The organism is uncultured Shewanella sp. (assembly GCF_947497935.1).
In the GTDB taxonomy this organism is placed as follows: Bacteria; Pseudomonadota; Gammaproteobacteria; order Enterobacterales; family Shewanellaceae; genus Shewanella.
Genome location: NZ_CANMIO010000001.1, coordinates 272,469 through 295,705, shown reverse-complemented (window position 1 = coordinate 295,705; position 23,237 = coordinate 272,469). Strand labels below are relative to the sequence as shown.

Sequence of the window (23,237 nt, the reverse complement as noted above, 5' to 3'; positions counted from 1 at the left end):
ATAATACCGAAGCATAACTTGTTCTTTGTGAGTACGCGTAATGAACACTGAAATCGCAGCAAAAGCCTTAAAAGAATTGGGTCATCCTACCCGGTTAACCCTGTTTAGATGCCTAGTAAAAGCGGGCCATAAGGGCTTACCTGTTGGCCAGCTGCAAGAAAGCCTACAGATCCCCAACTCGACTTTGTCACATCACCTTTCTAGTTTGATGTCGGCAGGCCTAGTCAAACAGCACAGAGAAGGCCGAGTCCTGCACTGCATCCCACAATTTGACTGTTTAGAGGGCTTGATTCAGTTTTTACAAGAAGAGTGCTGCTCAGAAGAGTCATGCTAATCAACTCCATCACTGACAAGGCTCAATAAGTACAATGATACAAGTGCTAAACACATGCGCTATGGCCCACTGTCAATAGAAGCAGATATGACTCGATGACAAAAATTAGCATAACCCTTGGCACTATAGATAGTTGGGATGATGCTAAGGGATTTGGGTTTATCCAAATTCCAGGACAAAAACAACAGTGTTTTCTGCACATCTCAGGCTTTACTAACAAAAAATTACGGCCTCAAGCGGGCAATCGAGTCCAGTTTCATCAGGTAAAGGACAAGCAAGGTAAGTGGCGCGCTGAGCAAGCGCAGCTGCTAAGTGGTGGTACGCTAAAGTCGAGTCGGAAAATTAGCAGCTCTACAAGTCGATTCAGTGTAAGTATTGCATTAAGCTTTATTGCAGGCTTAACCATTGCCTACTCACTGCAACATATTTCCCTCTGGCTATTGCTCTACTTTATCACTACCAGTCTAGTAACATTTATTGCCTATGGTTGGGATAAGCGCTCAGCGCGTAAAAAACGTTGGCGTGTCAGTGAGTTTAAACTACAGCTATTAAGCTTAGTGGGGGGCTGGCCCGGTGCGTTACTGGCTCAGCAATGGCTCAGACACAAATCTTCTAAAGGCCGTTTTAAGTTTGTATTATGGTTAACGGTACTTTGTAATCTCACACTTATTTATCTGTTACACAGACCAGAGCTAGAAACGTTATTTATGCATATAAAATAATGTCATTCACCCAATAAATTAAAACGCAGCCCAAATGAACGGCTGCGTTTTTCGTTTAAACTCTGTCAGCTAGACTTAGAGAAAGCTTAAGGCGTCACGGTGACTTCTGCTGAGCCTGATGCCATACCCATCGTTGCTGTCACAGTGGCGTTACCTACACCATTAGCGCTTATCTCTCCCTTGTGACCGGAGGCAACGTTATTATCCGTTGAACTCCAACCAACATAATCCCCGTAGTCATACACGTCACCATTACTAAAAGTTACCATCACCTGAACCTCTTGATAATCTCCGTTCTTAAGGGTCAGTGTATTTGGAATAATTTCAATACTTTCAACGACATTCAGTTTTACATTCAACAACAAACTATCGCTAAAGCCGTCATAGCTAGCGGAAATGGTCGTAGGGTCACCTTGGTCTGCGCCCATCGCCTCGCCTGCTCTCGCATTACCGGTTTGGATAGTAATTATCTGTGGATTATCACTTTTCCAGTTTGCATCTAACGTCACATCTACCACTGTGCCATCTGAAAAGTGAGCATTGGCGTAAAACTGCTGTGTATTTTCTATATAGACGGTATCAACTCTTGGCGTGATTTCTATCCGCTCTAACACGGGAGCGGTTACCTGTACGTTGACACTATCGGTAACCCCCTCGAACTGGGCGCTGATCTCACTCGAGCCCACAGCCTTAGCCGTCGCCGTTCCGCCATCGCTCCCAGAGGTAACAATATGTACCACCTCATTATGACTTGAAGACCAAGTGGCAAGCAGAGTGACATCCTCATCTGGCCTATCAATGTAGCTCGCCATCGCCTTGTAGCGTCCTTTAGTCCCAACGGGGGCCGATAAGTTGTCAGGTGTGATAGTCAGCGTAACTAGTTCACTATCGTATACAGTGATTCTGCCTTGTCCTTCAATACCTTGATAGATCGCAAAGGTATTCGTTACACCAGCCTCTATACCGTATGCGACACCTTTACCGTCAATGGAGACTTTTTTCGAATCACCCGGTCGCCAGTCACTGACATCTGTAACCTCTTTTTGAGTTATCGTTCCGCTACTATTTCTATAAACAGCAAATGCCTGTAACTGGGTCGTTTTATTCACGATAACGTGAGTATCGGCGGGCTCGACTTGTACACCCATGTATTCAAAATCACTCACAATAACTTGAGCCTCAGCGTCCATACCACCGTAACGCGCTGTCACTCTCGTCTGACCGTGAGTATCCCCAGTGACTATACCTGCTGAGAACCCTGATGGGACAACATGAGCAACCGAGACATCAGCTAAGCTCCATGTTGATAGCATTGATACATCATTTGAATAACCATCAGAATAGAACGCCCTCGCGATATACTTCTGGCTCTCATTAATATTCATCGTCGAGCTTACTGGCGTGACCTGAAGGTCCACTAAAATAGGTTCATTAACGAAGAGTGAAGCCTTAGCCGTAAGAGACTTATAACTCGCTTGGATCTCTGTGTTACCCGACAACAAAGTATGTGCTAAACCTTGAGAGTCGACAGTAGCGATATCGATTTCACTACTCTGCCAACTCGACTCTAACGTCACCTCTTTACTGCTGCCATCGGAGAAACGAGCATAAGCCTGATAGGCTTGGTCTAGCCCAGCAGCAATCGATGCATCTGGTGGTGATACGGTCAATTCGACTAATTCGGCCGGTGTAACCTTAACCACGGCGGTATCGATTGCCGTTAAATATTGAGCCGTGATGACAGCCTGTCCCAGCCCTATGGCGCTGGCAAAACCGCTGCTAGGTGCACCGGTGCCAATATGCACTATCGCATCATCATTGGAGCCCCAAGTTGCAACCTCAGTGATATCTTCAGAGCTGTTGTCGGTATAAAAAGCACGAGCATTAAACTGGCCTTCGGTACCTAATGGCACACTGGCAAAAATTGGCGTGACTCTAATATAGCTCAGTTGTGCATCGGTCACATTCAATTCAGCCGTTGCCTTAAAGCCTAAATAGCTGGCACTGACGACAATATTGCCAGCCTTATAGCTTTGAGCAAGCCCCAATCGATTAAGTGTTGCAACCTCACTATCGGAGCTATTCCAACTGACAACGTCAGTAAGGGTTTTACTGCTACCATCGGAGAACACACCTGTCGCTTGATAGGGTTGACCGAGTCCTGCTGCAATACTGCTATAAGCCGGTGAGATCACAAGCTGTTCGAGTATGGCATCGGTTACCTTCACCTCAACCTTATTACTTTGCCCTTCAAAATTGGCTTGAACTGTCGTCATCCCAACCGCAATGGCTTCAGCAAATCCCGCAGAGTTTCCCGTTGCAGCAATATTAACTAAGCTTGGATCGCTAACACTCCAGGTCGCTAAATGGGTAACATCACTCGTATGGCCATCGGAATAAAATGCATCGGCACGATATTGTCCCGTTGTTCCCAATGGAACCGAGAGGTTGGCAGGAGAGACTTGAAGACTAGTGACTTCGGCATCGGTCACTTTAAGCTCAGCAACGGCAGAGAAGCCGATATAACTGGCCTGGATCTGACTTATCCCCTGCAGATAACTTTGCGCTAAGCCATACTTATCAATGGTTGCAACTGCTAAGGAGCCTGATTGCCAACTCGCGACATAAGTTAACTCTTTATGGCTACCGTCAGAGAATATGCCAAACAGTCGATATTGTTGAGTAGTACCTGCAGCTACAGTAGCCGTTACGGGCGTTAAAGTAAGCGATTCTAGGATTGCACTTGTAACATTAACATTGGCGCTTGCCTGCATGCCTTGATAACTAGCCTCAACAGTCGAGCTTCCTTGAGCCGCACCTTCGGCAAGACCAGTGGCGTTAACTTGCACAATTGAGGATGACAGTGAGCTCCAATTAGCTAAGCTAGAGACGTCACTGCTATGATCATCTGAGTAATAGGCAGTTGCTATCAGCTGCTGACTATAACCTACTGCAATGGAGCTATCTGCTGGTGAAACCTGTAATTGAGTGATAACCGCATCAGTCACAATTAACTCGGCACTGATCTGCATGCCAAGATAACTGGCAACAATGTTCACCTGTCCCTCTGCAAGGCTGTGAGCCAAGCCAGAGCGGTCTATGGTAGCGATAGCAGTATCACTGGTTTGCCAGTAGGCGTAAGGCGTCACCTCTTTACTACTACCATCAGAAAATAGACCAAATAATTGATAAGGCTGATTAATACCTGCCGCAATACTCGCGCTAACAGGTGAGATAATCAGGCTCTGTAAAATTGCCGGAGTAACTTTTGCCGTCGTTTTACTGCTGATAGTGGTCGATGATTCTTCCTCAGCTACAGCTTGAGAAACCCGTAAAGGCAATGCAGAACTTGTTATTGGGCTGACACCTGAGCTTAGCCCTGAATAAGTTGCAGAAATATCTACCAGCCCCTCGGTTAGCCCCATGGCATAACCAGCATCGACACCAGAATTTACAATACTCACAATCTCTCGATTACTCGACTGCCAACTCGCCTGTTGAGTAACATCACTGCTATGCCCATCGGAATAATAGGCAATCGCAATATATTGGCCTTGTGTGCCGATAGGCACCTGCAGATCTATCGGTGAGATCTGTAAATCCACCAAAGTCGCTTTTGTAACGGTTAACTCTGTTGCCTGACTCTGCCCCAAATAATCGAAGCGGATCTCAGTAATGCCCTCTTGGTAGGTATCAGCGATGCCAGAAAACCTCCCCATTAAGCCAACAGAAGCAATTTGTGGCTCACTACTTTGCCAATAACCCAAAGTCGTGACATCTTTTATACTGCCATCGCTAAAGCTCGCATAAGCCTGATATTGAACCTGAGTGCCAGCCGGTACCAGGGTATTCAACGGTGAGACCTGTAGCGAGGTTAACACGGCATCGGTCACCTCTAACTGTGCATTTGCACTTAACTCTTGATAGGTTGCAGTAATGCTTGAGCTACCAACCGCTTTCGCGGTGGCATCGCCGGCATTTTGCCCTTGTGCTGTGATGTCGACAACATCCGTCTGCGATGCAGACCAGAGTGCATCACGACTCACATCTTTCACCTGACCATCTGAAAAATAGGCTGTAGCAACATAACTGCCTTTGGTTCCCACAGGAAATATCCCTTGGGCAGGAGTCACGATTAAATCACTCACTTGTGCATCGACAACCGTTGCAGTGGTTGTATCAGACAAGCTAACACCAGCAAATGAAAGTGTCGCCGTCACTCGTGTTAGCCCAAGTGCCTTAGCGACTAAAAAGCCTTGATTATCGATAGACGCAATATCGACAGAAGAAGAGTGCCACGCCGACTGTGTCGTCACATCGATACTCAAACCGTCGTCTAAAATAAGGTGTGCTTGATACTGTAGACTGGTACCATTCGGTAATACTTCATCAAGAGGGTTAATCAATAACTGACTTGGTTTGGTCGCTAGCACAACTAATGTTGCTAACGCTTCCTGAGCAGAAAACTGTGCCTTAACTTGTGTCACACCTACAGCAATTCCAGTTGCAAGTCCGATAGTCTCTCCTTCGCTCTCTATTGTTGCGATAGCAGCGTCTAAGCTTGTCCAATTAGCCTCGTTAGTCACATCTTGTTGATGGCCATCGTCAAACAAAGCCAAGGCTCGAAAATTCTGACTCATTCCAGCCAATATCTGAGCCTGCCCCGGTTCAATATTCAATGCCATCAGAGCTGCATCCGTCACCTTAAGTGACGCGCTATCGATTAATTCTGAGCCCCCTTCCTGCATAGGCGGGAGACTTGCCGCGATCTGCACCTCCCCAGCTAAGACTCCCTGAGCGACACCATTTACAGAAACAGTGGCGACCGTCGGCTCACTACTCGACCAACTGGCCTCTTGTGTGACATCTTTAGTTGAGCCGTCACTGTATGTCGCGATCGCCTGATAAATTTGATGAGTGTTGACCGCAATCACACTGTTGCTTGGACTGACCTCAAGAGCGACTGCGTATGCGGGGCATGGGTTATCAGGTCCACCACAGGCTCCGGTTGGAAAACCATCGTCATCGCCGCCACAACCAGCAAGTACTAATAAAGTTAGTAGTAGCAGTTGACGATACATCGGCTTAAAAATAGTCATCATCTTTGCTCCGGCTGAGGGGTTATGGTCATGGATTGGATATGGATAAGTACCCGACGATTTTCATGACGATGTTCTGATGTATCATTTTTCATTAATGGGAACTGCTCACCATAACCATGAACCTCAATCTGCTCAGGTTTAATACCAGCCTCGATTAAGTGTTCGGCCACAGCTTGAGCTCTGCGCTCAGACAGGGCTTGGTTATAAACGGCATTTCCTTTGGAGTCTGTATAGCCTTTAATATTGGCTACAGCTGTGGGTACCAGCTTTAGGCGTTCAATCACTGGCGCTAAAGCATCAGGGTTGGTTAATTCGCTGCTGTCAAAATCGAATAAAGTGGTTAGCGTGAATGCGGGTAATACAACAGGTTTAGGTGTTAACGGAATAACCTTCTCAGGTAAGATTTCCGGAGTTTCTTTAACCGGCGGCTGAGCTTTTGTTGCACTTTGGCCAAAGCGGTAACTAATGCCTAAAGTAGTTAAGTGACCATTGCTGCCACCAATGAGTTCACTGCCTAAGCTATCGATATACTGATACTCAAGACGTGCAACCCAAGATGGGGATAACTGATACTCAACCCCGGCTCCCAACATAGGCGCCCAATCTGAGTCAGACTGACGGCTATATGGTCCACGATTGTCGCCATCCCAATATAGGCTACCCGCCTTTGCAAATAGGTCGAAATTGTCACTTAGATTAAACCGCGCCACGGCCGAGAACTCCCAACCTTTCATGCTGCCTGTATAAGTATTATTGACACCGCTTTCTGAATAGTGCGCTACAGCCTCACCGAGATCGAGATAGGCAGTTTCAAAACCTAGGTAGCGCCATGCTTGGTAACCTGCAAACGCCCCGTAACCAAGATCGTTTCCGTCACAACTTATGCTCCAGCTTTCACAGGCATTTTGGTAATGCATCTGCCCAGCCTTAGCCCCAAGATAAAAATAAGGCTCGAACTCTTTTACAGGCTCGACGCCATCAAGCTGTCCAGCGTAAGCCACACCTAAAGGTAGATATAGCAGGGTAGAAAGAACAAGTGAGGCGCTTCTCATAGAACTCAGTTTAAACATGGCTTATTCCTTGATGACGATTCGTTACAATTTGGAGCGGTACAAATTGGGGCATAACTACACATCATAACCAAAGCGCCCCACAACATCCTATTAGCCGCAACAATAATCCTTATTGAGCACACTTATCAATCTATTATTCAATAACTTGATTACTAATTTATCGTCTCTGAAACTAAAGCTCATACTCTCTATATACCAAGCAATATAAACGCTATTCTTAACGCTATTCTTAACACTAAGTACCAAGATTTACCTCAAGAGAGTGATTCGCTATCATAGGCCGTCAAATAAAAATAAGGTGACTCAAAAATGAAAGTGGTTTTAGCTGTTGTGGTAATTGCTTGTGTTGTGTTTTATTTCTTCTCTTCTATGAACAACCAAAAAGCGGCCAAAGAAAACATCGCTATCGGTAGCGCCTTTTTAGCCGAGAACAAACTAAAAGAAGGTGTGACAACCACAGCTTCAGGACTTCAGTACCAAGTACTGGAGCCAGGTACAGGCACTGTGCACCCAAAGGCTAGCGACACAGTAACCGTGCATTATCACGGTACGTTAATCGATGGCAGTGTATTTGATAGCTCTGTTGAGCGCGGTGAGCCTATTGCGTTTCCGCTTAATCGCGTGATTAAAGGCTGGACCGAAGGCGTACAGTTGATGGTTGTGGGCGAGAAAGCACGTTTCTTTATACCAAGTGAATTGGCATACGGTAATCGCAGTGCAGGTAAAATTGCTGGCGGTTCGACGCTGATTTTTGATGTTGAGCTAATTAGTATCGACTAACTCGAATTGGCTATTTGCCCTATAAAAAACAAAGCCCGAATGGATAACCATTCGGGCTTTTTTGTTGTATGCAACAAACATTTATCTAGTTCAGTCTCGTTACTGATAACGAGGTAAACGACTATTCATTGTGATTACGCTTCGTAGCCAAATGGGTCGTCAATTGAGTGAGCAGGCTTGGTGAACCACACTGGACCGTCTTCGCTCATCTACGCTTGTATAAAGAGATGGTCTTCATGACGCATACCAAACTCGCCTGGTACCCATGGCCTTGCTACACAAAAATAAATGCCTCGTTACTTATAACGAGGCATCTCTGATTACTCTATGATAGTCAAGCTTAGCTATTTTAAGCTTCGTAACCAAACGGATCGTCGATTGAATGTGCAGGCTTAGTAAACCACACTGGACCATCTTCACTCATGTAGAAGTGATCTTCATGGCGCACGCCAAACTCTCCAGGAACACATAGCATTGGCTCATTACTGAAACACATACCCGCTTGTAGCGGCGTGTGATCGTTTAGCACTAAATATGGCCATTCATGGATATCTAGACCTACGCCATGACCCGTACGGTGAGGCAGACCTGGTACATCGTAACCTGGGCCAAAACCCGCAGCTTCAAGTACATCACGAGCTGCACGGTCAACGCTGGCACAAGTTGCGCCAATTTGAGCCGCTTCAAAACCTGCGATTTGTGAGTCTTGCTCAAACTGCCATAACTCGCGTTGACGTGGGCTAGGCTCACCATAAACATATGTACGAGTAATATCAGAGTTATAACCGAACAGCTGACAACCTGTATCGATCAATACCGTATCGTTAAGCTCTAATGCTTTAGGTGACTTAACGCCGTGCGGGTAGGCACTGTCTTCACCGAAAAGAACAATACAGAAGTATGAACCGGCTGGAATACCCACTTTAATATGAGCGGCATTGATAAAGGCTTCCACTTCGCTAGTGGTGATCCCTTCATGCAAAATACGCGCTACCGCTTTATGTACTTCCATTGTCATATCTTTAGCGCGTTGTAGAAGACTTAGCTCAACTGCCGACTTAATCATACGACAACCCGCAGTAACAGGTTTAGCGTTGACATAGTTATACTGTGGATGCGCTTGACGCACGCCATCAAAGATAAAGAAAGCTGCAGATTCATCGATACCGATATCACCCGATTCAATACCCATGTTGACTAATACATTGCCAAATAGTGCAAATGGGCTTTCATCTTCTTGCCAAGTGTTAACCTTGCCGCCAATGACCATGTAACCGTTTAACGTATCAACTTCAAATGCTGGAGCGATATATTCAACGTCACCTTTTGCAGGAAGAATCGCACCTACCATACGCTCACTAGCATACCAACGGGTACCCGTGTAATAGTAAAGGTTAGTGCCTGCGTTTAGGTAAATAGCAGCAATTCCCTGCTCACTCATGATGGCTTGCGCCTTAGCGATACGAGCTTGATACTCTTCACGACTAATTGGCTCAACACCTTGAGTCATATCGGTTAATTTTGCTAATTCCTGCTCTGCGGTAGAACCGCCAACACCTATGGTCATATGCTTACCCTTCACTTTTAATAATTTTAAACCTAGAAGAGCCTAATACCTATCGGTATCAAACAAGGCTCTATCTCTTGACTCAATCACAATGGCACACTTATATGACCCACTTTCTAGCATAAAATATACAAAACGTCAGTAACAATCAGTGAAAATGCAAATAATTACTGATGCGATCACAGCAAAGCTGACGCTCATTCTCGTGATTTAACACCTCTTCATTTCCAATCAATATTCAGCATTTAAAAAGCTTAAACGACTAGCTGTATTCAATAAGATAATCCAACAACTATTAGCTCTCAATTTAACGTTTAAAGGTTTGACAATGCTTTGGTTCTGCTCCATTTCCACCATGAAATAAGCAGTACTTGTGCCGCAATCAGAGGCAAGCAGCTTAGCAGTAAAACATGCCAGCCTAGCAGATGGATCACCCACCCCGCACTCAAGGACGCAATAGCTTGGGCGCTAAAAATAAAGCTGTCATTAAATGACTGCACCTTATAGCGTTCACTCTTTTCATAACAGCGAGGCAGCAAAGCTGTACCTGCCACAAACAGAAAATTCCAACCAATTCCAAGTAATACCAAAGCGGCCCAGTAGTTAAGTAAATCTCGCCCCATAATCGCCGTGATGATGGTGATAAGGTAAGCCAGCAGCCCTAGTAGCATCATTTTGGAAACGCCGAGTCGAGCCACAAGAACACCACTAAATAAAGAGGGCAAATACATGGCAATAATATGGCTTTGGATCACCCATTTAGTGTCAGCCAGCGAGTGATGTTCGACGTGATGCATATGCAGCGGCGTTGCTGTCATCACAAAGCTCATCATGGCGTAGCCTAAGGTCGCTCCCGCAATTGCCACCCAAAGTTGTGGTTGAGTTAAGATCTCAGCCAAAGAACGGGCATTATTTTTCACCTGCTGAGAGTCACTGCTTGTTTCAAGTTTCGGCTCGCGATAAAAGCTCAAAATCACCGCCGCAATAAGACTCACTAGCGTCAGAAACAAAAAAGCCCCAACATATGCTTGTTGCCAGAGCTTACTGCCCAAAACGGCTAATTCAGGCCCGATAACAGCCGCCGCGAGCCCACCGAGCAAAACTCTAGAGGCGGCCTTTGCCACTAAGTCCTCGCTTACCGACTCCATTGCCGCAAAGCGATATTGTTGTACTACAGCTCCAGCAGAACCTAGCATCGCACCACTAAAACAAAATAAGATGAAGCTTTGCTGTGACGTTGCCAGTGAAGCAACAAGCCCTGAACTTGCTGCCAGCAGCGCTCCGCCAACAAACACAGGCTTGCGCCCAAAGCGCTGCATCAACCTAGACACGGGCAGCACCGACAAGGCAAGTCCTACAACCATAGAAGCTATCGGCAGAGTTGCTAACTCAGGCGATGGAGCTATTTCGGCGCCAATCAAACCACCGAGTAACATCATCATAGGGGTGGCGCTCATGGCAAACGCTTGTGCTAGGGTTAATACCCAAACATTAAATGGCATATGATTCGCGCTTCCTTATCGCAGTTTTTATCTTGTTTAACCATATATTATCTACAGCCATAGTGGCAGGCGAACGTCGCTTTATAAATCATTCGTCCAATTTGCTTCACACCTATATCGCTACAAATATCCCTTCCTTCCCCTCCCAAGCAATAGTCCTTTGTGGTACTCTCCGCGCTAAATTCGTACAAAAATAAACAGCCTCTAGCCCAGTAAAAGACTCGCTTTAGCGCTGATAATGGAGTTTGAATGTCAAATACAATTGCAGCACGCCTCGATGCCATTCGCACAGAAATGGCGAAATCCAACCTCGATGCCTTTATCATTCCTCGTGCCGATGAGTACTTAGGCGAATACGTACCAGAGCATAATGAACGTATGTTATGGGCCAGTGGATTCACCGGTTCTGCGGGGGTGATTATCGTCCTTAAGGCTCGCGCCGCTATCTTTGTCGATGGCCGCTATACCGTGCAGGTCCGTCAGCAGCTAGATGCAAACTTATTTGAATTCCTAAGCCTACACGATACGCCTCAGGCCCAGTGGTTAATCGACCAACTTGGCGAAAATGCTCAAGTGGGCTTTGATGCCCGTTTGCATACATTGGCTTGGTTTGAGCAAACCCATAGCGAACTTGCTAAGGCGCAAATCAAGTTAACACAAGTTGAGCAAAACCCCATTGATCTCAATTGGAGCGACCGACCGTCTCCAGCCTCTGCGCCAGTGATGCTATTTAGCGAGCAAAGCGCAGGGCGAAGCAGCCTTGAAAAACGCCAAACCATAGGCGCTGAGATCAAAAAACAGGGCGCCGATGTCGCCATCATCTCGGCACTCGACTCTTTCTGCTGGCTACTCAATATTCGGGGTAAAGACATCCCCTGTCTTCCTGTCGTTTTAGGCACGGCGCTACTGCATGCCAATGGTGATATGCAGCTATTTACCGATATCAACAAGCTGCCAGATAACATTCAGGCTCACGTTGGTCAAGGCGTTAGCTTTAAACATGAAGCTGAGTTAGCAGCTGAATTGGCAACACTCGAAGGCACTAAGGTATTGGCAAGCCCAGAGAGCTGTAACGCCTGGCTGCAATTGACAGCGAAAGCAGCTGGGGCACAATTAATTCCCGGTAACGATCCTGTCGCTTTACCTAAAGCACAGAAGAATGCCGCAGAGCTTGCAGGCATGAAGGCCTGTCATATTCGTGATGGTGTCGCGGTGAGCCGCTTCCTAGCCTGGTTAGACCGTGAAGTGGCAGCCAACCGTCTTTATGATGAAGCTCTGCTAGCAGATAAACTAGAAAGCTTCCGCTTAATCGACCCTCTATATCAAGAGCCGAGCTTCGATACTATTTCAGCCACCGGCGCCAATGCCGCCATGTGTCATTACAATCATAATAATGGCACGCCAGCACAGATGCAGATGAACAGCATCTACCTCGTCGACTCTGGCGCCCAGTATTTAGATGGCACCACAGATGTCACTCGTACGATTGCCATTGGTGATGTCACCGACGAGCAGAGAAAGATGGTGACTTTAGTACTCAAAGGCCATATCGCGATTGATCAGGCTAAGTTCCCTAAAGGCACCAGCGGCATGCAGCTTGACTCGTTTGCCCGCCAATACCTATGGCAACACGGTTTTGACTTTGACCATGGCACTGGTCACGGTGTTGGCCACTACTTAAGTGTGCATGAAGGCCCACAAGGTATTGCGAAGGGGCGTTCAAACGTTGCTCTTCTCGAAGGGATGGTGTTATCAAATGAGCCGGGATACTACCGCGCAGATGAATTTGGCATTCGTTTAGAAAACTTAATTGCCGTGCGTCCTTGTGCTGCACTTGCCAATATCGAGCGTGAAATGCTGGAGTTTGAAGCATTAACTTTCATTCCGATGGACTCGCGCTTAATCGACAAGCAGTATCTAACTGAGTCTGAAGTTAACTGGTTTAACCAATATCATCAGCAAGTTAAAGATAAGCTAACACCGTTTATGCAAGCTGAAGACTTAGACTGGCTAAACAAGGTCACCGCAGCAATTTAAGCATTTTATTGTGAACAGATAAAAAAAGCAGCGTTTAGGCGCTGCTTTTTATGTTGCTCCCTAGGGAGCTGTAACTAAAAAGTGCAGGTTTTAATCTAATACCAGTCAGTATAAAAGTTTGCTATACTCCGCCACCGCCATTTTAATGGTATAGAAAAATGCTAGCTTTACCTGTTAGCAATTGAATTGTTGAACATAGGACTCCTCAATCATGAGATTTGAATCTTTTAGTTTTGCTCCTGAGATTTTGCGTGCAATCTCTGAATGTGGTTATGAAAAAATGACACCAATTCAGCAGCAAGCAATCCCAGCCGTTCGTCGCGGTCAAGATGTACTTGCTAGTGCCCAAACAGGTACAGGTAAGACTGCCGCTTTTGCATTACCAATCTTGCAAAAAATGTTAGATAACCCAAGCACCACGGGCCGTTCAAATGCACGCGCATTAATCTTAACGCCGACTCGTGAACTGGCCGCTCAGATTGCTGACAACATCAATGACTACGCTAAATATCTTGATATGAAGGTTGTCACTGTTTATGGCGGCGTGAAGATGGATAGTCAGGCCACTAAGCTAAAGCGCGGCGCTGACATCATCATCGCTACACCGGGTCGCCTACTTGAGCATATTGTTGCCTGTAACTTAAGCCTGTCTAACGTAGACTTTTTAGTCCTAGATGAAGCTGACCGTATGCTAGATATGGGCTTTAGCGCCGATATCCAAAAAATTCTGCAGGCAGTCAATAAGAAGCGTCAAAACCTATTGTTCTCGGCAACCTTCTCTTCAGCCGTTAAGCAACTTGCTAACGAGATGATGGTTAAACCAAACGTGATTGCTGCCGATAAGCAAAACACCACTGCGATTACGGTAAGCCAAGTGGTTTACCCGGTAGAGCAGCGCCGTAAGCGCGAACTATTATCTGAGCTGATCGGCAAGAAGAACTGGCAACAAGTGCTAGTATTTACTGCCACTCGTGATGCTGCAGACAAGCTTGAAAAAGAACTAAACCTAGATGGTATTCCAACTGCCGTTGTTCATGGCGAAAAGGCACAAGGTAGCCGTCGCCGTGCACTGCGTGAGTTTAAAGAAGGTAAGATGCGCGTATTAGTGGCGACCGAAGTTGCTGCACGTGGTCTAGACATTCAAGGCTTAGAGTACGTAGTGAACTACGACTTACCTTTCCTAGCTGAAGACTATGTTCACCGTATTGGCCGTACAGGCCGCGCAGGTAAGTCTGGCGTAGCCATCTCTTTTGTTAGCCGCGAAGAAGAGCGAACTCTGGCTGACATCGAGAAGTTAATCGGTCAGAAGCTTCGCCGGATCAGTATTCCTGGATATGAAGTCGGTAGCCGCGATCTACTTATCAAACAATTACAGAGCCGTCGTAGCTTTGCTAAGAAACAGCAGCGTGTAGACAATGCTGGCGCTCAGGTGATTGCAGAGAAAAACATGCAAGGCCGCCGCGTAAAAGTGAAAAACTCATCACCAGCAAAAATTAAGAAGATAAAATAATCGCTGTACGGACACCGAATTATTTTATGAACAAAAAGGGCACCATTTGGTGCCTTTTTTAGTCTTATCGGTGATTTCGCGAGCACACCTTTAGTTCGGCACTTTAAGTTGAGCAATACCAATCAGTGATAAGTTAATTTCGTACTTACTACACCATTAGGTATAATCCCCTTGCCGTCTCTTTTATCAATTCAACACGGCGGAGAATTCATGTCAGATATCACCTATAACCAAGCTGTTTTAGCGTTCGCCATTGCGGGACTCGATGCACTTGCAGAAGCAAGTGCTAAGAGTAGCAGCGTAAGAACACCAGCGGCTGAGAGTCACTTCCTTTGCAGCTGGATGGTCACCGCATTAAAACAACGCACCTTTTCAAAATTAGTCGCCGATGACTTAACCTTGTGGATCCGTCAGGGACGCAGCATGGGCGCTGGCGCTGAGCTTAAAACCCTTTTAGAGAAGATTAAGGCGCAATATAGCTATATTAGCGACAAGCAAACAGGCTTAGGTCAATCGCTTAATGCCATGCTAACTGAGCTTGAAGGCCAAGAGTGGATAGTCATCACCGATGAAGAGGTGACTAAGAAGCTAAAGCTCGATAGCGATGGCTGTAATAGCCTAGTGATTTCTGATGAGCAGTTTAGTCAACGTATTGATGGTGATGAGATTATTAAGCCTATCACCTTATATGTGCGTGCCGATGAAACTGAGTTTGCTAAAATCGCTTATCGCCACAATTTGCTATTAAGCCCTGGTAATAAGAAGAGCTCTTTGATTAAACACCATAAAGCTTATCAAGTGTGGCCTAAGAACATACAGCCAGCACTAACGATACTGCAACCGCTTTAGGTTTCGAGTCTCGGTTCATCTAAACTTTTACAATAGCTCAAACATAAAAAAGGCCTGCTTCTGCAGGCCTTTTTATTAAGAACAAAGATTTAGAAAGTCACGCTGACCTCTGCGCTACAGGTTGATGTTCCTGCATCACAAGCCTTGTAGGTATAGGTTCCGCCACCTTTAGTGGTAATGCTATCGGTATAAATTGCAGAACTAGAAGCGGTATCAATTTTTGTACCATTACGATATACATCTACGCTGCTACCCGCTGCACCACTAAAGTTCAGCTCAACAACCTTAACGCCTCTTTGCTTATAGTGATTTGTGGTTACAGTCAGGCCGTCACCCGTGCCAGGCTCCCCTCCACCGTCACCGCCAGAACAACCGTTTGCCGTTAGGTATGCATTGGCAGCCGCAGCATCAACAATACCGTGGCCGAAGTAAACATCGTGGCCGCTTGCGCCAGAGTCTCTTGCGCTCGCATTTAATGCCGCTCGGATCTCTTCACCTGTACACTGGTTGTGGTTAGACCAAACGCGTGCAGCAATACCCGATACCGCAGGGGTTGCCATTGAAGTACCACTCATAAAGCCGTAATCAGATGTACCGATTGATATATCAGCACTGCTTGCGGCGACAATTGCCGCTCTGTCTTCAAACGTTGCACCGACTGATGGAATAGATGTCGCGTTAGTATCACCTAAGGTGCCATACAGCATCCCCGGCTCATTGTTGATAATAATCGCGCCGACACCACCTGAGTTTTCACAGTTAAGCACCTTGTCATGGAATGAAATTACACCACGGTCGATAACACAAACTCTACCATTGGCATTTGAGTCCGTCGCTTCGGCCGTGCCCATAAAGTAAGTGCTACCACTTGCAGAGCCAGCATTCTCCATCGACGAACTCGCGAGTGGATTACCATCAACACTCATATTAGAAGCTGTCGCCATGCCTGCAGGGTAAGTCGACAGAGTATCGACACCACCTGCTGCGATCTCAACACAAATACTGGTATCGGTGCGCTGTTTCTTGCCGCGGCCAGTTGTACAACTTGGGAATTGAGAAAAATCTGCGATAGCATCTGTTGCGTCATTCGCTCCAACCATCATCACCGAAGGGTAACCCGCAGGGTATGAACGTACGCTATTACCATCGTTACCAGCTGCTGCGACGACGAGTCCACCTGCATCACTGAATGACTGAAAAGCATTCGACTCGGTAGAGTTAGAGCCACCACCACCTAAACTCATGCTAATAATGTTAGCGCCAGCTGCACTACATAGGTTTGCAGCATGGGCAAGATCTGATGAGTAACCCCAACCATCGGCATTGAATACTTTAATGATATGCATATCGACGCCAGGTGCCATCCCAACGACACCGACATTATTATCTGCCGCACCAACAGTACCCGCTACGTGTGTACCATGTGGGCCACCATTTTCGTCCCAATTACCTGTGCCACTATCGTTATCACCACTAATAGTGTTCCAATCAAAATCTTGATTACTTCTATCTAATCCTGAATCGATAACGCAAACCTTCATACCGGCGTTTGCATTGAAAGCAATATCAGTCACATTCGACTGCTTAACAGCATAAGGCGTAACTTGCTGAGTCATTGGGTTTCCTGCGTCATCGCTATATGACATAAGAAAACGAGGCTGATCCACTTCGACTAATTTAACATGTGGGTTATTGAGTAAACCTTTAACTTGCGAAAGGTCTTTGCCTGAGAAGGTCGCCGCTATAAATCCATTACCATCTAAATTTAGCTCACCACCCACTTTTTTAGCCAGGGCTTTTACAATCCCTTTTTTATTATTATCGACCTGAATAACATATCTTTCGCTGGCCGTAGCGCTTGCAGAAACACCGAGAGACAAGGCGACTAAGGCCGTAGCTACTTTTGTTAATCTCATATTTATTCGCTCCAAAATCATGATATTAGGCCGTAATTCAAAGCCTAGATTATTATTAGTTTTTTAAACTTTTTTTTAGTGGTTTATTGGTTAAAAAAACCGGAACACGAAATCAAACTAGCACAGGCTTTGACCGATAACAAATCATTAACACATGTAAGCAAATGTTATTACGCTTACAACTGAATAATAGTTCAAAGGTATTAGCCCATAATTCAAAGCGGCAAGACAAAACAAATTCATCTATTTAACTTGGGTAGTTAAAGTGAAAACAACTGGCTAAGGTAGAATTTAAATGCATAAAAATCGAATAACCATACCAAATAAATTATTTCTCTATGTTCGTATGTTAAAAGCATCGTCTTGAATAGGGTGAGCCATGTTTTACAGAAAAAGACATTAAACTCTCTTGAATCTCCGCCCAATGAGCCTAAGCAAATTAGCATTTGAATACCGATTTATGTGCTAGCATATCGACAAATCATCAGACTGAAATCAGACACTATGAGCGCGAACAGCAATCCGCACTATCAAACTTTAGTTAATCACTTTCAAAGTATTAGCCACTTCGAACACCTCAGTGCCCTCGGTGATTGGGATCAGGCAACCATGATGCCAATGGGAGGCGGTGAAGCGCGAGGTGCGGCAATGGCCGAACTCGCAAAACATATTCACTCTCTAAAAACGACGCCTATGCTGTCGCAGACAATAAACGAGGCTGGTGAGTTACCGCTGACTGAGCAGCAAAAAGCTAATCTCGCTGAGATGGATTACCAGTACCAGCAGGCCAGCATTGTGCCAGGGTCATTGGTAGAAGCTAAGACTAAAGCCGCCTATCGCTGTGAACAAGCTTGGCGAGATCAGCGTAAGAATAATGATTGGCAAGGTTTTAAGCCGAATCTTGAAAACCTAATGACCCTAGTCAAAGAGGAAGCCAATATTCGCGCCGAGGCGCAAAATGTTAGCCCTTATGATGCACTGCTAGATAAGTTCGAGCCGGGAATGACCACCGCCAATCTTGAGCAAATTTTTGGCAACTTAAAGAACTGGTTGCCAGAACTTATCCAGCAAGTACAAGATAAGCAAAAATCTGAAGCTAATTTCGTCATTCCGAGCGCCAGCGCTGAAAGTCAGGCGAAGTTGGGGCGTGAGATCATGAATATCTTAGGTTTTGACTTTAACCATGGTCGACTCGATATCAGTAGCCACCCTTTCTGTGGTGGTGTTGCCAGTGACGTGCGTTTAACCACCCGTTACGATGAAGCCGATTTTACCAGTGGCTTGATGGGGATCGTCCATGAAACGGGTCACGCAAAATATGAACAAGGCTTGCCAATTGCTTGGCGCGGTCAACCCGCAGGTCTTGCTCGATCGATGGCTCTACACGAGAGCCAAAGCCTGTTCTGTGAGATGCAAATTGGCCGAGGTTCTGCGTTTCTTAATCTTATAGAGCCTCACCTCAGCTCAATATTGGGCAGCCAGTTAACTCACGAACAATTGACTAATATTTACACCCGAGTCACTCCAGGTTTGATCCGCGTTGATGCCGATGAGGTCACTTATCCTTGCCATATTCTGCTGCGATTCGAGGCAGAGAAAGCTTTGGTGAGCGGAGAGCTTGCCGTGGCCGATCTCCCTGAATTCTGGTCATCGCAGATGCAGTCACTTTTAGGCATTAATACTGATGGCGACTATAAGAATGGCTGTATGCAGGATATACACTGGGCGGTCGGTGAGCTGGGTTACTTCCCAAGTTATACTTTAGGGGCCATGTATGCCGCGCAATTTAGAAATGCGATGGAAAAAGAAATCGGCTGCGTAGAAAACCTTATAGCCTCAGGTAAGCTTTCCAGTGTCATGGGGTGGTTAAACGATAATGTTTGGTCTCAAGGTAGCCTATTGAGTGTCGACGACTTAATGCGTCAATCAACAGGTGAGACGCTCAATCCTGAGCACTTTAGAAAGCACCTTATCGGGCGCTATCTATAAGCACGGCCATTAGATGCTAGCCAATCAACAAGCAATATTTTACCTGAGTTCACCTAAACTGACTCAGGTAAAAACCACTACCTAAGTAGGTCACTATATGAAGATCCGCCCTATTCAAGCGTCAGACTGGCCCCATATACTCGAGATCCAACTTGAGTGCTATCCACAAATAGAGCCTGAATCACTCAGTGTGCTACAGAGTAAGTGGCAAGCCTCGCCCGATACTTGCTTTGTGATTGAATCACAGTCTCAGGTGATCGGTTATTGCCTCGCTCACCCTTGGATCAAAGATAGCCCGCCTTCACTTGAGCAGGTATTAGCTAAAATCGATAGCCCTGACACCCTATACTTGCACGATATCGCCCTCTCCTCTTTATCTCAGGGTAAAGGAGCTGGCCGACAAGTATTATCTAGGCTGATGAATTTGGCTCAATCAAAGGATTACCCAACTATCTCGTTAGTCGCCGTACAAGGTGCTAATCATTACTGGGCCAAGCAAGGCTTTGAAATAAAAAATATAGACAAAGATCTCAGCGGCTATACCGATGATGCCTGCTATATGGTTTATACCTTATAGCCGAGATTTGCTATCATAGGGGCAATTTCATTAGAGAAGCTAATCATGGCAACCAGAATTACCTATAAGTTTAAGAACCAAGCGAAAGAGATTAACTTTGCTTACGACAAGTTTCATGACATGTATGAGGCAGTTGCCGCAGCAGAAGGCATTGACTTAACCCAATACCTGATGATGGAGCAGCAAGTCGCCATGACCTCAAAGGGTTCATCTGCGGTGAGGGATTTTCGCGCTAAAGAATTTGCTCGATTTGGCTTTAGCGACATCTACTACCATAAAGATGAACCGAAAAAGTCATAATATTTGAGCCAATGATCGCCATCAACATCCAATAAACCTAATAATAAGTGATATCAATGACGACTACTTACATGCCTAATAACGAACACGCTAATTTTCCACGTGCTGGATTTTTAAAGCGCTGTGGCGCCATCGTTTATGACCTAATGCTCGCCGTAGCCGTTTATATGGTGGCTGGAGCAATAGGTTTTGGTATTTTTATCGGTTTTACCAGCAGTGGCTTAATCGATATGGCAGGGTTTGAACATGTGTCAGACTTACTCAATGGCACTCCGCTTTATAAAGGTATTTACCAGAGCTGGATATTGGCCTGTGTGGGTCTGTTCTATATCAGCTTTTGGAGCAAAGGGGGTCAGACACTCGGAATGCGTGCTTGGCGCCTTAAGATCCAACATCCAAACGGTCAAAATCTCAGTATGGTGACCGCGGCAGCAAGGCTTGTATGGTCACTACTGGGGATTGGTAACTTATGGATCTTGATTAACGGCGATAAGCTGGCCTTACAGGATATGATGACTCGCTCAGAGGTAGTTGTGCTATCTAAAGAAGCTAATCAGATGCGCAACTGGCATGGTGTTTAATCGAGAGAATTATCCATTACGCCCTATCTAAGCGCAACAAAAAAGCCAATCACAGACATCTCTGTCGATTGGCTTTTTTATGACTGCTGTATAAGAAGGATTACTTCCTAATAAAGTAGAGTGCTCCAATAGCAAACAGCAAGGCGGGCATGCCAGCACTAATAAATGCCGGTAATCCATATACGATACTTAACGGCCCGAAGATCTCACTACAGATATAAAAGCTAAAACCAGCCACAACTCCGAGTAACACTCGCGCGCCCATAGTCACGGTTCTAAGCGGTCCGAACACGAAAGAAAGCGCAACCAGCATCATCACCGCAACGGTAACGGGCTGCATTAATTTGCGCCAAAGAGCTAATTCATAACGCTCCGATGCTTGGTTATTACTCTCTAAATAATCCAGATAATCGAGTAGTCCCTGTATCGATAACGCTTCAGGCTTAACCGATACCACGCTGAGTTTCTCAGGTGTCAGTGAAGAGATCCACTTATCTTGCTCAAGATTAACTAACACCACTTGCTCATCTTTAAGCGTGGTTCTTCTTACATCAAATAACTGCCAATATTTATCTCGATATTCAGCAGAATCCGCATGAACCGTGCTGGTTAAGTTCGTGGTATCGCTAAATTCATATAGGGTAATATCCCGTAGGTGATTACTATCAACGACACCACCAATATTCACAAATAACGGCCCATCTTTTGCCCAGATCCCACGGTTAGACTCAATTAAACTACCACCAGACACTTTGGTTCGCTTAATCTCTTTCGCACGCAATTCTGAAACGGGTGCAACCCACTCGGTAAGCATCATCACGATGATCATCAAGGGTATCGCTGTTTTCATCGCCGACATGGTGATCTGCAAACGAGAAAGCCCCGATGATTGCATTACCACCAACTCCGAGTTTGACGCCAGCATTCCCATACCGATTAAGGCACCTAGCAATACTGCCATAGGGAAAAATAACTCAATATCTCGCGGGATCAAAAACAGTACATATACAGCTGCATCCATCATGGTGTAACTACCGCGTCCAACCACGCGTAATTGATCGACCCACTTAATAATACCTGATAGCCCAGTAAGGACTAACAAGGCCAAAGATGAAGTACTAATCAGTATTCTGGCGATATAGAGATCTAATATTTTCATGCTTTACTCGCCTTTTTACGCTTAAGTAAACCTGTTAGTCTCGCCCCTGTTGGGCGCTCTTTACCTAAGAGCATTATACCTATAGCAAGTGCGGAAGCATGGATCCACCACATCCCTAAGTACTGAGGAATGACCCCATCTTCTAATGATTTACGACCGGCGACCATCAAACCAAAATAGCCTAAATACAACAAAATAGCCGGGAACATCTTAGCGAACTTACCTTGGCGGTTATTTACTCGCGCCATCGGCACTGCGATTAACGTCATCAGCGGAATAGCCAAAGGAATAGCTAATCGCCAGTGGAATTCTGCAGTAGCTTCTGGACTATCAATATCCATTAGTTGACCAATAGGCATGGCAGATAACTTACGACGACGCTCATCAACCTCTTGCTCTTTGATCTGCATCTGATAACCACCAAATTCGACGACTTGGTAATCAACACGCTTAGGGTAACCTTGGTACTGCACTCCATCCTCTAACTGTAAGCGCTGGCCGCCAATTTCATCTTCGACCACTTTACCTGTGCGCGCTACCACCACATTTGCCACACCGGTTTCGTCATCGGGATCTGGCAACTGGGCAACAAACACCTTATCTAATTGATTATCTCGACCAATACGCTCGACAAACAGCACAGCGCGGCCGTTGGGACTGGTTTGGAAACGCCCCTGAGTTAAGGCTGCAAGTCCAGCTTCGGATTGCGCATGCTCCAGTACCTGGTTCTGTTTCTCTTCAGCCCAAGGTGCGACATAAATAGATAGGAACGAGGTAAACACCATATTAATCACGGCAAGCAACAGAGTGACCCGAGTGATATACCACTCACTGATGCCGACGCCATGGAAAATAACCATCTCGTTTTCGGCGTACATACGCCCATGGGCTAATAAAATGCCCAAAAATAGACTTAATGGTAAGACTAAAACGGTGAGGAATGGCATGTTAAGACCGAGTAAAGTCATAACAAGAGATGCAGGAAACTCGCCATCGGAGGCATCAGCAAGCACACGCACAAAATGTTGGCTAATAAAAATAGCTAACAGTACTAAAAGTACCGCAATTTGTGCTTTTAAAACTTCTCGAATCAGGTATCTAAATACAATCACAGTGAGGATCCGGTCTCCAAAGTCTCATTTATGCTGGTATCAATACAACTTTCATGTAGACTGTCTACTTTTAGTAGTTTTGTAACCAACAATTACATAACATGGCCAGGGAAAACACTCGAAAAGT

Annotated in this window: 17 protein-coding genes; 10 read left to right on the top strand and 7 right to left on the bottom strand. The window is 45.7% G+C overall.

Features of this window, described 5'->3' with window-relative positions; all coding sequences use genetic code 11:
- Nucleotides 1–40 precede the first annotated feature (40 nt).
- Together Q1A86_RS01225 and Q1A86_RS01220 are read left to right on the top strand one after the other, a co-directional pair.
- The gene (locus Q1A86_RS01225) at nt 41–334 is read left to right on the top strand and encodes a helix-turn-helix transcriptional regulator (RefSeq protein ID WP_299801928.1); all 294 of its coding nucleotides are present in this window, start codon (nt 41–43) and stop codon (nt 332–334) included.
- 95 nt (nt 335–429) lie between these two features.
- Nucleotides 430–1,056 carry a cold shock and DUF1294 domain-containing protein gene (locus Q1A86_RS01220; RefSeq protein ID WP_299801927.1) on the top strand — a complete coding sequence of 209 codons (627 nt, stop codon included), beginning with the start codon at nt 430–432 and terminating at the stop codon, nt 1,054–1,056.
- An 86-nt stretch (nt 1,057–1,142) separates the two neighbouring features.
- Here Q1A86_RS01220 and Q1A86_RS01215 read toward each other — a convergent pair whose 3' ends face one another.
- Both Q1A86_RS01215 and Q1A86_RS01210 read right to left on the bottom strand, forming a co-directional pair.
- Nucleotides 1,143–6,158, bottom strand: coding sequence for an Ig-like domain-containing protein (locus Q1A86_RS01215; RefSeq protein WP_299801925.1), 5,016 nt, complete (start codon nt 6,156–6,158; stop codon nt 1,143–1,145).
- Complete coding sequence (locus Q1A86_RS01210) at nt 6,155–7,228, bottom strand: outer membrane beta-barrel protein (RefSeq protein ID WP_299801923.1); 1,074 nt, start codon at nt 7,226–7,228, stop codon at nt 6,155–6,157. The genes Q1A86_RS01215 and Q1A86_RS01210 overlap by 4 nt, the downstream gene beginning before the upstream one ends.
- 312 nt (nt 7,229–7,540) lie before the next feature.
- Here Q1A86_RS01210 and Q1A86_RS01205 point away from each other — a divergent pair, with 312 nt between their 5' ends.
- A complete protein-coding gene (locus Q1A86_RS01205; RefSeq protein WP_299801921.1) occupies nt 7,541–8,011 on the top strand; it encodes an FKBP-type peptidyl-prolyl cis-trans isomerase in 471 nt (156 codons plus the stop codon).
- A 349-nt stretch (nt 8,012–8,360) separates the two neighbouring features.
- Here the strand turns inward: Q1A86_RS01205 and Q1A86_RS01200 are convergent, their stop codons facing one another.
- Together Q1A86_RS01200 and Q1A86_RS01195 are read right to left on the bottom strand one after the other, a co-directional pair.
- Complete coding sequence (locus tag Q1A86_RS01200; protein ID WP_299801919.1) at nt 8,361–9,578, bottom strand: Xaa-Pro peptidase family protein; 1,218 nt, start codon at nt 9,576–9,578, stop codon at nt 8,361–8,363.
- 314 nt (nt 9,579–9,892) lie between these two features.
- A complete protein-coding gene (locus tag Q1A86_RS01195) occupies nt 9,893–11,080 on the bottom strand; it encodes an MFS transporter (protein ID WP_299801917.1) in 1,188 nt (395 codons plus the stop codon).
- A gap of 249 nt (nt 11,081–11,329) precedes the next feature.
- Between Q1A86_RS01195 and Q1A86_RS01190 the strand changes: the two genes are divergently transcribed.
- The 3 genes from Q1A86_RS01190 to Q1A86_RS01180 all read left to right on the top strand — a co-directional run bounded on the left by Q1A86_RS01190 (nt 11,330) and on the right by Q1A86_RS01180 (nt 15,476).
- The gene (locus Q1A86_RS01190; RefSeq protein WP_299801915.1) at nt 11,330–13,117 is read left to right on the top strand and encodes an aminopeptidase P family protein; all 1,788 of its coding nucleotides are present in this window, start codon (nt 11,330–11,332) and stop codon (nt 13,115–13,117) included.
- 211 nt (nt 13,118–13,328) lie between these two features.
- On the top strand, nt 13,329–14,627 hold the full coding sequence (locus Q1A86_RS01185; RefSeq protein ID WP_299801914.1) for a DEAD/DEAH box helicase: 1,299 nt from the start codon (nt 13,329–13,331) through the stop codon (nt 14,625–14,627).
- Between the two features lie 210 nt (nt 14,628–14,837).
- Entirely contained in the window at nt 14,838–15,476 is a 639-nt protein-coding gene (locus Q1A86_RS01180; RefSeq protein ID WP_299801912.1) for a DUF2913 family protein, read from the top strand.
- 89 nt (nt 15,477–15,565) lie between these two features.
- Here the strand turns inward: Q1A86_RS01180 and Q1A86_RS01175 are convergent, their stop codons facing one another.
- Nucleotides 15,566–17,392, bottom strand: coding sequence for a S8 family serine peptidase (locus Q1A86_RS01175; protein WP_299801910.1), 1,827 nt, complete (start codon nt 17,390–17,392; stop codon nt 15,566–15,568).
- Nucleotides 17,393–17,896: 504 nt separating this feature from the next.
- Between Q1A86_RS01175 and Q1A86_RS01170 the strand changes: the two genes are divergently transcribed.
- The 4 genes from Q1A86_RS01170 to Q1A86_RS01155 all read left to right on the top strand — a co-directional run bounded on the left by Q1A86_RS01170 (nt 17,897) and on the right by Q1A86_RS01155 (nt 20,839).
- Entirely contained in the window at nt 17,897–19,381 is a 1,485-nt protein-coding gene (locus Q1A86_RS01170) for a carboxypeptidase M32 (protein ID WP_299801908.1), read from the top strand.
- A 97-nt stretch (nt 19,382–19,478) separates the two neighbouring features.
- Complete coding sequence (locus Q1A86_RS01165; protein ID WP_299801907.1) at nt 19,479–19,958, top strand: GNAT family N-acetyltransferase; 480 nt, start codon at nt 19,479–19,481, stop codon at nt 19,956–19,958.
- A gap of 45 nt (nt 19,959–20,003) precedes the next feature.
- The gene (locus Q1A86_RS01160) at nt 20,004–20,258 is read left to right on the top strand and encodes a DUF2960 domain-containing protein (protein ID WP_012154175.1); all 255 of its coding nucleotides are present in this window, start codon (nt 20,004–20,006) and stop codon (nt 20,256–20,258) included.
- 71 nt (nt 20,259–20,329) lie between these two features.
- Nucleotides 20,330–20,839: an RDD family protein gene (locus tag Q1A86_RS01155; RefSeq protein WP_299802243.1), complete on the top strand. Its 510-nt coding sequence runs from the start codon at nt 20,330–20,332 to the stop codon at nt 20,837–20,839.
- A 100-nt stretch (nt 20,840–20,939) separates the two neighbouring features.
- Here Q1A86_RS01155 and lptG read toward each other — a convergent pair whose 3' ends face one another.
- On the bottom strand, nt 20,940–21,998 hold the full coding sequence (lptG, locus tag Q1A86_RS01150) for an LPS export ABC transporter permease LptG (RefSeq protein ID WP_299801902.1): 1,059 nt from the start codon (nt 21,996–21,998) through the stop codon (nt 20,940–20,942).
- Complete coding sequence (gene lptF, locus Q1A86_RS01145; protein ID WP_299801900.1) at nt 21,995–23,110, bottom strand: LPS export ABC transporter permease LptF; 1,116 nt, start codon at nt 23,108–23,110, stop codon at nt 21,995–21,997. Before lptF ends, lptG begins: the two co-directional genes overlap by 4 nt.
- Nucleotides 23,111–23,237 lie beyond the last annotated feature (127 nt).